Raw genomic sequence first — 14,227 nt, forward strand, 5'->3', positions numbered from 1 at the left:
CGCCGCGAGAAGCCCGAGGGTCCCCAGGGCGGCCGCCGCGATCGCGATCAGGCGGCGACGGGCGGCGCTCAGAGCCTCAGCTCCATCTCGACCTCGTCGCCATAGGGCGGCAGCTCGTACGGGCGGCGGTTCCCGGTCTCGACGAAGCCGCGGCGGCGGTAGTAGGCCATGGCGCGCGGATTGTCGGCGTGAACCTCGAGACGCAGCTGCGGGCCCACTCCCCTGGCCCACTCGACGATGCCGTCGAGCAGCGCATCCGCGACGCCCTCGTCACGGCCGCGGTGGCGCGCATCGACGAAGACGCCCACGAGCATCGGACCGGTGCGCGGCGAGAGGTAGCCGCGCATGATGCCGATCCACTCGCCATCCTGCGCGACGGCCACGACGGCGGCGTTCGTGCCGGCGTTCGCGTGTGCGGCACGGTTCTGCCACTCCTCGTCGATGTAGGCGAGCGACTGCGCCAGCGTCTCGCCGTAGGCGATCGGGGTGTCGGCGAGCATCCGAAGCCTCAGCTCGCGGAACTTCTCCCAGTCGTCCGCGGTCGGGCGGTGCAGCGTGAAGGGCATGCCGTTCAGCCTAGGGGCGGCTCAGGCGACGCGGCGGAACCGCGGGCCGTCGTAGCCGTCGCGCGCCACGTGCTCGGAGAACATCGCGAGGGGCCGGATCCAGAAGCTGTAATCGTCGTACAGCTTCCGGTAGAAGACCAGCTCCTCCTCGGTCTCGCTGTGGCGTCCGACGCCGATCACCTCGTAGCGGCTGCCCTTGAAGTGCTCGTAGATGCCGGGCGAGATGCGGTCTGCGTCGGTCATTCCGACGGGATGATGAGCCAGAGCGCGATGTACACCGGAATCGTGCCGCCGACGAGGAACAGCCCGAGCAGCGCCAGGAAACGCACGAGCGTGACGCTCATGTCGAACCGGTTGGCTACCGCAGCGCAGACGCCCGCGATGCCGCGGCCGTGAAGGGGACGGATGAGTGCGGGGGTGGTCATACGCCGAGGCTAGCTGCCTTGGCCCGTTCGCGCCGCCCACCCGGACCACTCCTCCGCGTCGACGATGCAGAACCGGTTGCCCTCCGGATCCTCGAGCACGTAGTAGTCGGCGTCCTCGGGACGATCGTCCCAGGAGATCGCCCTCGCGCCCAGCGCGGTGAGCCGCGTGATCTCCCCCTGCTGATCGTGCGCGTACAGGTCCAGATGGATCCGCGGAGGCAGCACTCGCTCCGACTCCCGCAGGTCGAGGGCGATCTGCACACCCTGCCCGTGGCGGGGCTTGAGCACAACGAACGTCTCCTCGCGGGGCTCGCGCACGACGTAGTCGAGCGCCGCGGTCCAGAAGCGGATCTGGCGCTCGAGATCGCGAACACGGATGACGATGGAGCCGACGATGAGCATGCCCCGAACGGTACGCACCACGTGGGTGGCCGAACAGCCCTTGACGTCGCACCGGCTCACCGCATAGGAGTCCAGCCGAACGGAATGGGCCCGCGCACGTCGGAGCGCTCTCGATCGGCCATCGCCGACCAGCCCTGCGCTTCGTCGGGAGTGTCGAAAGCGCCCCGCGCGAGCCGGAAGCCGAGGTCCGGATGATGCATGCGCGGTCCCCCGCCGCGGCGCACCCCGGCGCGCACGCTGTGCGAGTCGTCGTCGTAGCCGCCTCCGCGGAAGACGCGGTAGTCGCCGTAACGCGCCGGGTCGAGCAGGTCCCAGCACCACTCCCAGACGTTGCCGAGCGTGTCGAACAGACCGTGCAGGTTCGGCATCTTGCCTCCCACGTCCTGCGGGGTGCTCACCCCATCAGCGGACGTCCAGGCGATGTCCTTCAGCAGTCCGTAGTGCGCGCCGGTGGACCCCGCCCGGCAGGCGAACTCCCATTCGGCCTCGGTGGGCAGACGATACCCATCGGACTCGACGTGCCAGGTCACGGTCTCCCCGTCGTACGAATACGCCGGATCCAGCCCCTCCCACTCGGAGGCGGCGTTGCAGAACCGGATCGCTCGCTGCCAGCTGAGATCGGTCGCCGGACGCCGAGGATGCGCGACATCGGCGCCGGGGAACGCGTCGCCCAGGATCTCCGCCATCTGCTCCTGCGTCACCGCGAACACGCCGATCTCGAAGGGAGCAAGCTCGACCGTCCGGCGACTGCGCGTGCGGGCGTCGTGCAGCGTCACGCTGCCGCCCGGGATGTGGGCCAGCTCGATGTCGTCCATGGACCCATCCTCCCGCGCGCCACGATGGCAGGATCCGGATCACCCCTGGCCGTCGCGCGCCGCATGCACGGTGTGGAATGGAACGGTGACCACCGCACTCATCGTGATCGACATGCAGCAGGGCTTCGACGACGCCTTCTGGGGGCCCACGACCAACCGCCCGGGATGCGAGGACAACGTCGCCCGCCTGATCGAGGCATGGCGAGCGACGGGCGATCCGATCGTCGTCGTGCGTCACGACAGCACGAGCGAGCGCTCGCCGCTGAATCCGGCGAACCCCGGCAACTCCCTCATGGACGCGGTCGCGGCTGCCGACCCGGCGATCCTGGTGACGAAGAGCGTGAACTCCGCGTTCTATGGAGAACCCGACCTCGAAGGGTGGCTGCGCGGATCCGGCATCTCCCGCATCGTCGTCTGCGGCATCCAGACGAACATGTGCGTGGAGACCACCGCCCGCATGGCGGGAAACCTCGGCTTCGAGGTCGAGGTGCCGATCGATGCCACGCGCACGTTCGACCTCGTCGGCCCGGACGGAGTGGCGACGCCTGCGGCGACGCTTATGGCGGTGACCGCAACCAACCTGCACGGCGGAGGTTTCGCGACCGTCACCACGACGGACGAGCTCATCGCGCGCGGAGCGCGCTGAGTCAGAGGCGGCCGCGCACGGGCGTGCGCTCCACGGTGTCGCCTTCGCCGGGCATCACCATCTCGGCGCGCACGCCCAGCAGGCGCACCTCACGCTGCTCGAGCCTGTCGCACAGTGCCAGAGCCGCCGCGACGACCTCCTCCCTCTCGAGGGTGGGCTCGGGCAGCTTGCGACCGATCGTCTTCGTCTCGAACGGGGCGTAGCGCACCTTGAGGTTCACGCGAAAGATCGCTCGGCCTTCCGCGACGCAGTCGGCGTGCACCTGCTCGGAGAGAACTCGCACCGCTGCTCGCACCTCCTCGGCGCTCACCAGGTTGCGCTGATAGGTGGTCTCGCGGCTGCGCCCGCGCGCGATCCACGGCGAATCGTCGACCTGTGCGGGACCGATTCCGCGCCCGAGCTCGTGATACCAGATGCCCATTCGCGGTCCGAACTCGGTGATCAGCTCGCCAGGGTCGGCGGCGGCGAGCTGCGCCACGGTGGTGATCCCGTGCACGGCTAGGCGCTTGGCGACCTTCGCGCCGACGCCCCACAATGCACGGGTCGGGCGCTCCCCCATCACCTCGAACCAGTTGGCCTCGGTGAGCCGGAACACCCCGCGCGGCTTTCCGAACTCGGTCGCGATCTTGGCGCGCACCTTGTTGTCGCCGATCCCCACGGTGCAGTGCAGGTGCGTGGCCGCGAGCACCGCCTCCTGCGCGTGGCGCGCGAGTGACTCCGGATCGTCCGTCGTCGCCCCGAGGAAGCACTCATCCCAGCCGAGCACCTCCACAACGACGTCGGGGAGCGCACGAAGCGCCCGCATGACCTCATCCGATGCCGCTTCGTACGCCTCGTGGTCGACGGGAAGGAAGACAGCGTCTTCGGGTGCCTTTCGCGCGGCGATCTTCAGCGGCATGCCTGAACCGATGCCGAACGCTCGCGCCTCGTACGAGGCGGTCGAGACCACCGCGCGCTCGGTCGGGTCACCGCGTCCGCCGACGATGACGGGCCGCCCCGCCAGTTCGGGACGCCGGAGCACCTCGACCGCGGCGATGAACTGGTCCATATCCACGTGCAGCACCCAGGGCTGGGGAGACATCCCGCGATCCGCCATGTCGCGAACGTAGCCCAGTAACGCCCCGGGCGCAGGGTGTCGGCGGTGTCGCTCACGGGACTCCACCCTGTCAACCCGTCACACCCGGGACGTCCGAGCGACAAGGATGGGGAGGTGCGCAACATCCGGACCATCGACCTCGACGACCGACGATTCCGCGTGTTCTCCTCCGAGCGGGTCTCCGCCGGACGCGAGTTCCTGCTCGTTCACGGGGTGGGGATCTCACACCGGCTGTTCTCACGCCTCCATGGCGTGCTGAGCGCAGAGCACAGCGTGCATACGCTCGACCTCCCGGGCTTCGGTGGGCTGCCGAAGCCCTCCACGGACCGCGACGTCGAGGCGATGGCCGCCGATCTCGGCCGGGTCCTCGATCGTCTCCAGATCGGTCCGGTCGTGGCGGTCGGCGACTCGATGGGCACGCAGTGGGTCGTCGAGCTCGCGACACAGCGCCCCGACCTCGTCTCGCACGTGATCGCAATCGGGCCTGTCGCGGACTCCCGCCACCGGAGCCTCCTCGAACAGGCGACCGCGCTGGGGCTCGACAGTCTCCGCGAGCCCCCGAGCGCGAACGCGCGCGTGTTCGTCGAGTACGCGCGGTGCGGCCCCCGCTGGTACGCGCAGCAGGTGCGCCACATGCTCGACTATCCGATCGAGAAGCGGGTGGCCGAGTTGAGCGTGCCGTTGCTCGTGCTCCGGGGAGGGCGCGACCCGATTGCCGGACCGGAGTGGTCGCGCGACATCGCCCGTCGCACCGCGCGCGGGCGCTTCGTCGAAGTGGCAGGCCACCCCCACCTGGTGCAGCACACCGCACCCGAACCAGTCGCACGGGAGATCGAGGCGTTCCTCGAGGCGGAGCCGATGTGATCGGGCCCTTCAGGAGGGCGCTCTGGTGGGCGGGTGACTACGCGTACGCGCTGGCCTGGCAGGCGCGGGCCTTCGTCGACCGGACGGATGCCGCGCGCTATCGAACGGGCGATCGCACTCCGATCGTCGTCGTTCCGGGGGTCTACGAGTCCTGGCGCTTTCTGCAGCCGCTCGTCGAGGCTCTTCACGACCGGGGCCATCCGGTGCACGTGATCGACCCTCTGCGCGACAACCGCGTACCCGTCACCGCGGGTGCCCGGATCGTCGCCGATCATCTGCGACTGCACGACCTGCACGACGTCGTGATCGTCGCGCACAGCAAGGGCGGACTGATCGGCAAGCACGTCATGGCCATCGGGCCGGCGGCGGATCGGATCCGCGGCATGGTCGCCGTGGCGACGCCCTTCTCGGGATCGCTCTACGCGCGCCTGATGCTCACGCGCACACTGCGCAGCTTCTCACCACGCGACGCGACGATCCTGGCGCTCGCACGCGAGACCGCGGTCGACTCCCGCATCGTCTCGATCTACGGCGTCTTCGACCCGCACATTCCCGGCGGCAGCCACCTGCCCGGTGCGACGAACGTCATGCTCGACACCGGCGGACATTTCCGGATCCTCGCCCATCCACGGGTCATCGCCGAGGTCGCGGCCCTGGCGGAGCGCCCCGGCCCGTCGGCCGGGGCGTGATGCCGTTCACCGCCAGCCGAGTGCCGGTGCGACGTCCTTCACGATCGATTCGATGAGGTGGGCGTTGTAGTCCACACCCAGCTGGCTCGGGATCGTGATGAGCAGGGTGTCCGACTCCGCGATCGCCTCGTCGCGACGCAGCTCCTCGATGAGCACCTCGGGCTCGGCGGCATACGAGCGACCGAAGATCGCGCGCTGATTCGCCTCGATGTACCCGATCTGATCCTCACGGTCGCCGCCGCCTACGAAGTAGCGGCGGTCGCGCTCATCGGTGATGGCGACGATCGAACGCGACACCGACACGCGCGGTTCGAAGCCCCAGTCGTGCTTCGCCCACTCCTCGCGGAACATCCGGATCTGCCCCGCCTGCTGCACGTGGAAAGGCTCACCCGTCTCGTCGAACTTCAGCGTGGAGCTCATCAGGTTCATGCCCTGCTGTGCCGCCCACACCGCCGTCGCATTCGCGCCGGCTCCCCACCAGATCCGCTCCCGCAGGCCCTCCGAGTGCGGCTCGAGACGCAGCGGGCCTGGCGGGTTCGGGAACATCGGCCGAGGGTTGGGCTCGGCGAAACCTTGTCCCTCGAGCAGCTGCAGCAGGAGCTCGGTCTTCCCGCGCGCCATCGCCGCGCCGTCCGCGTCGTCCTCATCGACCTGGTAGCCGAAGTGACGCCACCCGTCGATCACCTGCTCGGGTGAACCACGCGAGATGCCGAGCTGCAGTCGTCCCTCGGCGATGAGGTCGGCGGATGAGGCGTCCTCGACCATGTAGAGCGGGTTCTCGTAGCGCATGTCGATGACGCCGGTCCCGATCTCGATGCGCGAGGTCTTCGCGCCGATCGCCGCAAGCAGCGGGAAGGGCGAACTCATCTGGCGCGCGAAATGGTGCACACGGAAGTACGCGCCGTCGCCGCCGATGTCCTCGACGGCCTGGGCAAGGTCGATCGACTGCAGCAGCATGTCACCCGCACTGCGGGCGCTCGACTGAGGGTGCGGCGTCCAATGGCCGAAGGACAGGAACCCGATCTTCTTCACGTCGACTGCAACCGTCGTCAGGCCGCGGAAATTCCATCCGGATGAATGGTCTGCCAGTCCGCGAACTTCGCGACGCGATTGTCTCCGGACGAGGTGCGCGTGAGACGGCGCTTGAGCCACGGTCCGACGTGCTCGCGGTAGTACGCCGCTCCCCTGAGCCGCTCCCCCGGTTCCAGGGCGTCGAGCGGCAGCTCCCACCACGACGGATCCGGTTCGATTCCGAGCGCCGTGAGCACACGGGCGGCTACGCGGTGATGTCCTCGCGCATTCATGTGCAGCCTGTCGGGCGCCCAGAAGTCGCCCGTGGCGAGCTCGCGGTCCGGCCAGTTGAAGGCGCGCACCACATCGGAGCGTCCGCCGAGACGCGCCTCGACAACGGCGGACAGCTGGTCGCCCCGGCGCTTGACGACCGAGCCCAGGGGCAGACCGGCGGTGGGGTCGGCACCCGAGAGCAGGATCATTGTCACGCCCTCCTCATCGCAGCGGCGGAGCACCTGCTCGAAGGCATCGGCGATGCGCTCGAGCGTGGTGCGGGGCCGCAGCATGTCATTGCCGCCGCCGTTGAAGGAGAGGTGCGTCGGCTTCAACGCGAGGGCCGCTTCGAGCTGTTCGTCGACGATCGGCCAGGCCAGTCGCCCCCGGATAGCGAGGTTCGCGTATTCGATGGGCGCGCCGATCCCCCGCGCCCACCCCTGCGCGGCGAGGTCTGCCCACCCCCGTGGGGTGCCGTCCGGAAGCTCGTCGCCCACGCCCTCCGTGAACGAATCGCCGATGGCCACGAAGCGAACGTCTGCAGACACCGCGTCAGTCTACGACCGGCGTCACGCTCCGGCGGTGAGACGCTCCTCCAGAGCCGCACCGCGCTTCTCCGCCAGGGGGATCACCCCGAGCGCTGCGATGGCGAAGAACACCGAGAACACGGCGAACAGCAGGGGTGCTCCACCGAACGCCATCGCCCAGGGGACGAAGAGGGGCGCGATGATCGACGCGATCCGACCTACGGCGGCCGCCCATCCGGATCCGGTCGCGCGCAGCTGCGTGGGATACGCCTCCGGGGTCACCGCGTACAGGGCGCCCCACGCGCCGAGGTTGAAGAACGAGAGCGCACATCCCGCCGCGATGATCTGCCATACCTCGAGAGCATTGCCGAACAGAAGTGCCGAGAAGGCGGAGCCCACGAGGAACACCGCCAGAGTCGGGCGTCTCCCCCAGCGCTCGACGAGCCATGCGGCCACCGCATAGCCGGGGAGCTGGGCCAGTGTGATGACGAGCGTGAACTCGAACGACTTCACGAGGTCGAATCCCTGCGCGAACAGAATCGACGGGATCCAGATGAATGCGCCGTAGTACGAGAAGTTCACACAGAACCAGACGAGCCAGAGGGCGCCCGTGCGCATCCGCAGCGCCGGCTCCCACAGTGCGGCGACCGCGGCGAGGCCGCGTGGCGCTGTCGGCACGGGCGCGGTGGTCGGATCGATCACGGGCGCCTCGACGCGGCTCACCGGTCGCCCCGCCGAGGCCTCGAACGCGCGCACGATCCTCTCGGACTCTGCGGTGCGTCCCACGCTCTCGAGGTATCGCGGCGACTCCGGAAGCGCCCAGCGCACGATCAGCGCGTAGAGAGCCGGGACGGCTCCCACGGCGAAGGCCCACCGCCACCCGTCCTGCATCGGCACGACGAAGTAGCCGATGAGCGCGGCGATCGTCCATCCGACGGCCCAGAAGGCCTCGAGGATGACCACGAGGCGGCCTCGGATGCGCGCGGGCGCGAACTCGCTGACATAGGTGGAGGCCACGGGGAGCTCGGAGCCCAGACCCAGCCCGACCACGAACCGCAGAACCAACAGCGCCGCCACGCCGCCGACCAGCGCGCTCGCTCCCGTCGCGAGTCCATAGATCAACAGCGTCAGAGCGAAGACCTGCCGTCGGCCGAGGCGATCCGCGAGGAGCCCGCCGACGCTCGCTCCGATCGCCATCCCGATGAATCCGGCCGAGGCGATCCACGACGTCTCAACGGGCGACAGCTGCCACTCGACGGCCAGCGCGGCGATGACGAAGGAGATCAGCCCTACGTCCATCGCGTCCAAAGCCCACCCGATGCCCGAGCCGGTGAGCAGGCGCAGGTGTCGTCGGGTGAATGGCAGGGCGTCGAGGCGGGCGGACGGCGCGGTCATGGCCGACAGCATATTGGTCGCGCGGGGACAGCCGTCGCACGCGACGGTGCGGTGCCGAGGATCACTCGTCCGCGAGCAGTTCTCGCACGCGCGGAGCGACCTGCGTGCCGTAGAGCTCGATGCTCTTGAGGAGCTTGTCCTGTTCGAGCCCGCCGTTGGAGAACTTCAGGTCGAAGCGCGAGAGCCCCAGGGTGCGCACGGTGGAAGCGATCTTCTGCGCGACACGCTCCGGCGAACCGGCGTAGACCGCGCCCTCCGGACCGACCTCGCTCTGGAACTGCAGGCGGTTGTAGGTGCCGGGCCAGCCTCGTTCGCGGCCGATCTTCTCGCGCTGCTGCGCCAGGTCGGGATACAGCTCGTCCCAAGCCTGCTCGTCGGTCTCAGCCACGTGACCGGGAGAATGCACCCCCACGGGCGCGAGCGGCTTCTCGTACGAGTCCAGCGAGCGGTGGAAGAGGTCGACGTACGAACGGAATCGCGCTGGCGACCCGCCGATGATCGCGAGCATCAGTCCGAGTCCGTGACGCGCTGTGCGCACCACGGACTCCGGGGATCCACCGACGCCCACCCATGCCGTGAGGCCGTTCGCGGTCTTGGGGTACACGTCGGCGTTCTCGAGACCCGCGCGCTTCAGGCCGTGCCAGGTGACGGGCTTCTCCCCCATCAGCTGCACAAACAGGTCGAGCTTCTCCTCGAAGAGCACCTCGTAGTCGTGCAGGTCGTAGCCGAACAGCGGGAACGACTCGATGAAGGAGCCGCGCCCGAGGATCACCTCCGCACGACCGCTCGAGACGGCGTCGAGCGTGGCGAAACGCTCGTACACGCGCACGGGGTCGTCGCTGGAGAGCACCGTCACGGCCGTGCCGAGACGGATGTCCTTCGTCACCGACGCGATCGCCGCGAGGACGATCTCCGGGCTGGAGACAGCGAACTCTGGCCGATGGTGTTCGCCGACACCGAAGAACTGCAGGCCGACCTCGTCGGCGAGCTTCGCCTGAGCGACGACGTCGCGGATCGCCTGTGCGTCACTGACGGGCTTCCCATCCGCGCCGCGGGTGACGTCGCCGAATGTGTCCAGGCCGAGCTCGATCTCCATGGGGATCCTTCCTATTCACTCGCATGTAACGCGGGTGAGGTCGACGCATTCCCGATCAGTCGAGCAAGGCGCTGCGGAGAGTGTCGAGGCCGACACCACCGAGATCGAGCGCGCGCTTGTGGAACTCCTTCATGGAGAACGCGTCACCCCGGGCAGCGCGGTAGGCGTCTCGCACCTGCTCCCAGAGGCGCTGGCCCACCTTGTAGGCGGGAGCCTGGCCGGGCCAGCCGAGGTACCGGTTCACCTCGAACTGCACGAACTCATCGGACATGTTGACATTGGCGCGCAGGAAGTCGAGCGCGTAGTCGGCATCCCACGTGCCGGCCCCGTCCAGCCGCGGCTTGCCCAGGTGCACACCGATGTCGAGCACCACGCGGGCCGCACGCATGCGCTGCCCGTCGAGCATGCCGAGGCGATCGGCGGGGTCATCGAGATAGCCCAGCTGCTCCATCAGGCGCTCGGCGTACAGCGCCCAGCCCTCGGCGTGGCCCGAGGTGCCCGCGAGCAGGCGCCGCCAGGAGTTCAGCTGCGCGCGGTTGTAGACCGCCTGCCCGATCTGCAGGTGATGGCCGGGGACGCCTTCGTGATAGACCGTCGTCAGCTCGCGCCAGGTGTCGAACTCGGTGACCCCCTCCGGCACGGACCACCACATGCGCCCCGGTCGCGAGAAGTCATCGGTCGGCCCGGTGTAGTAGATGCCCCCCTCCTGCGTCGGGGCGATCATGCACTCGAGACGGCGCACCTCGGGCGGGATCTCGAAGTGCGTGCGACCGAGCTCCTCTACCGCGCGATCGCTCGTCTGCTGCATCCACTCTCTCAGCGCGTCGGTGCCGACGAGCTTCCGCGACGCGTCCGACTCGAGGTGCGCGACGGCCTCGGCGACCGTCGCGCCGGGGAGGATCTCGCGTGCGATCGCCTCCTGCTCCTCCGTCATGCGGGCGAGCTCTTCGATTCCCCACTCGTAGGTCTCATCGAGGTCGATGGAGGCCCCGAGGAACCGGCGGGAGTGCAGCGCATAGAGGTCGCGACCCACCGCGTCGGTCTCTGTCGCGGCATTGGCCAGCGGACCCGACAGGAAGTCGGCGAGGCGGTCGTACGCAGCGCGCGCAGCGGTCGCGGCGCGATCGAGGTCGGCCTTCACGGACTCCGGCAGCGTGCCGTTCTCGGGTGCCGCACGGCCGGCGAGATCCGCGAAGAAGCCGTCCTCCGCCGAGTAGCGGGCGACCTGCTGGGCGACCTCGCGCACCTGGCGCACCGCCGGGACGATCCCGCGTGAGATGCCCTCGGCGAGCGTCTCGGTGTAGCCGTCGAGCGCATCGGGAATCGCCGACATGCGCGTCGCGATGACCGCCCAGTCATCCACGGTGGCGGTGGGCATCAGGTCGTACACCTGGCGCACATCCTGGGCGGCGCTCGCGATCACATTCAGGTCGCGCAGATGCCACCCCGCTTCGTGCAGCTCGGCGGCCAGGCGCAGCTCGGCGCCCAGATCGGTCTGGGTCACGCGGTCGACGTCGTCGACCGGCGTGGCCGCATCCAGCGCCTCCAGTGTGCGGCGGCCCGCTGCGACCGACTCCTCGTGGCCGGCGGGGCTGAAGTCGTCATAGCGGTCGTTCGCTTCCGTACGACCGATGTACGTCGCCGCGATCGGTGACAGCCGCACGACCTCGTCGACCCAGCTCTCAGCGATCCGGTCGATCTCGGTCTGCTCCCGCTGATCCGTCATCCTCGTCGAATCCTCTCGTCTTCTTTCGAACCGCGCTCAGTGCGCGGCTTCGTTCCAGTCGGCGCCGCGTCCCACCTGGACATCGAGCGGCACCGTGAGCTGCGCCGCCGTGCCCATGCGCTCACGCACGATGCGTTCGACCTCGTCCCACTCCCCCGGAGCGACCTCAACCACGAGCTCGTCATGGATCTGCAGCAGCACCCGCGATCGCAGATCGCGCAGGTCGTTATGGATGCGGAACAGCGCGATCTTCATGATGTCGGCCGCGCTGCCCTGGATCGGCGCGTTGAGCGCGGCGCGCTCGGCGTTCTCGCGCAGCTGCCGATTGGGGCTCGTCAGATCGGGGAACGGCCGGCGGCGGCCGAAGATGGTCTCGGTGTAGCCATCGACACGGGCCTGCTCGACCGACGAACGCAGGTAGTCGCGCACGGCGCCGAACCGCGCGAAGTACTCGATCATCAGCGACTTCGCCTCGGACTGATCGATGCGCAGCTGCTTGGCGAGGCCGAACGCGGAAAGGCCGTACACAAGGCCATAGGACATGGCCTTGACCTTGGTGCGCATGGCCGGCGAGACGTCCTCGGGCTCCACGCCGAACACCCGCGCGCCGACGAATCGGTGCAGGTCCTCGCCCGTGTTGAACGCCTCGATGAGCCCGGGGTCGCCCGACAGGTGCGCCATGATGCGCATCTCGATCTGCGAGTAGTCCGCCGTCAGGAGCGAGTCGTAGCCGTCACCCACTTCGAAGGCGGCACGGATACGGCGCGACTCCTCGGTGCGCACCGGGATGTTCTGCAGGTTCGGGTCGGTGCTCGAGAGCCGACCGGTCTGGCTTCCCGTCTGCACGTACGTGGTGCGCACGCGACCGTCGGGAGCGATCGCGGCGTCGAGCCCGTCGATGATCTGCTTGAGCTTCGTGGCCTCGCGGTGCTGCAGCAGCATGTCGAGGAACGGGTGGTGAGCCTTCTCCTGCAGGTCGGCCAGCGCGGCGGCGTCGGTCGTGTACCCCGTCTTGGTCTTGCGCGTCTTGGGCAGCTGGAGCTCTTCGAACAGCACCTCCTGCAGCTGCTTCGGCGAGCCGAGGTTCACCTCTCGGCCGATGGCGGCGTATGCCTCCTGAGCGATGGCATCGGCGCGCGTGCCGAGCTCGCCCGAGAAGCGAGAGAGCTTCTCATGCGAGACCGCGACACCCGCGAGCTCCATGTCCGCCAACGTGGACAGCGTGGGCAGCTCGATGTCGACGAGCACCGAAGCGACGCTCTCCGCCAGCTCATCCCGGAGTCCGGTGACCACGCGCAGCGCGTACCAGGAGAGCTGTCCCGGAGTCGCGCCCTCGGTCTCGGGCACAAGCTGCGACGGATCGGCTTCCGGCAGCTTCTCGCCGAGGTAGCGCTCGACGAGATCGCCGAGCGTCTTGTCGGGGAAGCTCGGGCGCAGCAGCCATCCGGCCAGAATGGGGTCGTAGGCGATGCCCGAGACCCGGAGCCCCGCTCGGCCGAGCGCCTTGAGCTGCGGCTTGGCGTCGCTCAGCACCTTCGGCGCGTCGGACGCGAGCCAGGCGGCCAGCGCCTCCGCGACCTCATCCGACCAAGTGGCTTCCACGGCTTCCGCGCCCTGGCCCTCGACGATGCGCGCCAGGCCGATGCGCTCGGGCAGACCGCCGAGGATCGTCACGGTCACGCCCGTCTCGACCTGCGAGCCACCGGCCCACGCCGCGAGCTCGGTGGCGCTCGCCTGGCGCGCCTGCGGCGCGGGCTCCGCCGCGGCCTGGGGCTCATCCTGGGCGACCTCTCCGGCGGCCTCGAACACCCGGGGCAGCAGGGTGCGGAACTCCAGGCGCGCGAAGATGTCGCGAACCGCCTGGGCATCCAGGGGCTGCCGGATGAGCTCCTCGGGCCGAACCGGCAGCTCGACGTCGCGGAGAAGACGGTTGAGCCTGCGATTGCGGCGGACGTCCTCCACGTGGGCCACGAGATTGCCGCCCACAACGCCCTTGATGGTGTGGGCGCCCTCAAGGAGCGCGTCGAGGGATCCGAACTGGGTGAGCCACTTGACCGCGGTCTTCTCGCCCACCTTGGGCACGCCGGGCAGGTTGTCGCTCGTCTCACCCACCAGAGCGGCGATGTCGGGGTACATCTCGGGTGCGAGACCGTACTTCTCGACGACCGCGGGCGGGTCGTAGCGCTTGAGCTGGGAGACGCCCTGCACCGACGGATAAAGGAGCGTGACGTCGTCGTTGACGAGCTGGATCGTGTCGCGGTCGCCCGAGCACAGAAGCACCCGGAAGCCTGCTTCGACGCCCTGGGTGGCCAGCGTGGCGAGGATGTCATCGGCCTCGAAATCGGGCTTGGTCAGCACCGTCACCCCCATGGCCTCGAGGCACTCCTGGAGGAGGGGGATCTGTCCGCGGAACTCAGACGGCGTCTCGGCCCGATTCGCCTTGTACTCCGTGTACTCGCGGGTGCGGAACGACTCGCGAGATGTATCGAAGGCGACGGCCAGATGGGTCGGCTTCTCGGCCTTCAGCAGGTTCACGAACATCGACAGGAAGCCGTAGATGCCGTTTGTGTGCTGGCCGTCCTTGGTCGTGAAGTTGTCGACCGGGAGGGCGTAGAACGCCCGGTACGCGAGCGAATGGCCGTCGACGACCAGAAGGGTAGGCTTTGCGGAGTCCGTCACCCTGCCAGCCTAACGAG

Annotated in this window: 15 protein-coding genes; 3 read left to right on the forward strand and 12 right to left on the reverse strand. The window is 69.0% G+C overall.

Annotated elements, in window-relative coordinates; genetic code table 11:
• Positions 1–68 precede the first annotated feature (68 nt).
• The 5 genes from J5V96_RS11935 to J5V96_RS11955 are packed head-to-tail and all read right to left on the reverse strand — an operon-like array spanning position 69 to position 2,208.
• Positions 69–566 (reverse strand): GNAT family N-acetyltransferase, encoded by a 498-nt coding sequence (locus tag J5V96_RS11935; protein ID WP_208504041.1) that lies wholly within the window; start codon positions 564–566, stop codon positions 69–71.
• Between the two features lie 21 nt (positions 567–587).
• On the reverse strand, positions 588–809 hold the full coding sequence (locus tag J5V96_RS11940) for a DUF1653 domain-containing protein (RefSeq protein WP_208504043.1): 222 nt from the start codon (positions 807–809) through the stop codon (positions 588–590).
• Positions 806–991 (reverse strand): PspC domain-containing protein, encoded by a 186-nt coding sequence (locus J5V96_RS11945; RefSeq protein WP_208504045.1) that lies wholly within the window; start codon positions 989–991, stop codon positions 806–808. The genes J5V96_RS11940 and J5V96_RS11945 overlap by 4 nt, the downstream gene beginning before the upstream one ends.
• A 9-nt stretch (positions 992–1,000) precedes the next feature.
• Complete coding sequence (locus J5V96_RS11950; RefSeq protein ID WP_208504048.1) at positions 1,001–1,393, reverse strand: VOC family protein; 393 nt, start codon at positions 1,391–1,393, stop codon at positions 1,001–1,003.
• Positions 1,394–1,449: 56 nt separating this feature from the next.
• A complete protein-coding gene (locus J5V96_RS11955; protein ID WP_208504050.1) occupies positions 1,450–2,208 on the reverse strand; it encodes a formylglycine-generating enzyme family protein in 759 nt (252 codons plus the stop codon).
• A gap of 85 nt (positions 2,209–2,293) precedes the next feature.
• On the opposite strand from J5V96_RS11955, the gene J5V96_RS11960 reads away from it, so the two are divergent.
• Entirely contained in the window at positions 2,294–2,854 is a 561-nt protein-coding gene (locus J5V96_RS11960; protein WP_307793616.1) for a cysteine hydrolase family protein, read from the forward strand.
• Position 2,855: 1 nt separating this feature from the next.
• Here J5V96_RS11960 and J5V96_RS11965 read toward each other — a convergent pair whose 3' ends face one another.
• Positions 2,856–3,935: a DNA polymerase IV gene (locus J5V96_RS11965; RefSeq protein ID WP_208504054.1), complete on the reverse strand. Its 1,080-nt coding sequence runs from the start codon at positions 3,933–3,935 to the stop codon at positions 2,856–2,858.
• Positions 3,936–4,064: 129 nt separating this feature from the next.
• Here J5V96_RS11965 and J5V96_RS11970 point away from each other — a divergent pair, with 129 nt between their 5' ends.
• Positions 4,065–4,814 (forward strand): alpha/beta fold hydrolase, encoded by a 750-nt coding sequence (locus tag J5V96_RS11970; RefSeq protein ID WP_307793618.1) that lies wholly within the window; start codon positions 4,065–4,067, stop codon positions 4,812–4,814.
• Positions 4,811–5,503: an esterase/lipase family protein gene (locus J5V96_RS11975; protein WP_208504056.1), complete on the forward strand. Its 693-nt coding sequence runs from the start codon at positions 4,811–4,813 to the stop codon at positions 5,501–5,503. The genes J5V96_RS11970 and J5V96_RS11975 overlap by 4 nt, the downstream gene beginning before the upstream one ends.
• Before the next feature lie 6 nt (positions 5,504–5,509).
• Here J5V96_RS11975 and J5V96_RS11980 read toward each other — a convergent pair whose 3' ends face one another.
• The 6 genes from J5V96_RS11980 to polA are packed head-to-tail and all read right to left on the reverse strand — an operon-like array spanning position 5,510 to position 14,210.
• The gene (locus J5V96_RS11980) at positions 5,510–6,535 is read right to left on the reverse strand and encodes an LLM class flavin-dependent oxidoreductase (RefSeq protein ID WP_208504058.1); all 1,026 of its coding nucleotides are present in this window, start codon (positions 6,533–6,535) and stop codon (positions 5,510–5,512) included.
• 17 nt (positions 6,536–6,552) lie between these two features.
• Entirely contained in the window at positions 6,553–7,335 is a 783-nt protein-coding gene (locus J5V96_RS11985; protein ID WP_208504059.1) for an SGNH/GDSL hydrolase family protein, read from the reverse strand.
• Between the two features lie 21 nt (positions 7,336–7,356).
• Positions 7,357–8,721 carry an MFS transporter gene (locus tag J5V96_RS11990; RefSeq protein WP_208504061.1) on the reverse strand — a complete coding sequence of 455 codons (1,365 nt, stop codon included), beginning with the start codon at positions 8,719–8,721 and terminating at the stop codon, positions 7,357–7,359.
• 49 nt (positions 8,722–8,770) lie between these two features.
• Positions 8,771–9,805 carry an LLM class flavin-dependent oxidoreductase gene (locus J5V96_RS11995; protein ID WP_208504063.1) on the reverse strand — a complete coding sequence of 345 codons (1,035 nt, stop codon included), beginning with the start codon at positions 9,803–9,805 and terminating at the stop codon, positions 8,771–8,773.
• A gap of 55 nt (positions 9,806–9,860) precedes the next feature.
• Entirely contained in the window at positions 9,861–11,531 is a 1,671-nt protein-coding gene (locus J5V96_RS12000) for a DUF885 domain-containing protein (protein ID WP_208504065.1), read from the reverse strand.
• A 36-nt stretch (positions 11,532–11,567) separates the two neighbouring features.
• Positions 11,568–14,210, reverse strand: a complete 2,643-nt coding sequence (polA, locus tag J5V96_RS12005) for a DNA polymerase I (RefSeq protein WP_208504067.1) — start codon at positions 14,208–14,210, stop codon at positions 11,568–11,570.
• Positions 14,211–14,227 lie beyond the last annotated feature (17 nt).

Origin of the sequence: Microbacterium stercoris (assembly GCF_017592545.1) — a bacterium.
GTDB classification, from domain to species: Bacteria; Actinomycetota; Actinomycetes; order Actinomycetales; family Microbacteriaceae; genus Microbacterium; species Microbacterium stercoris.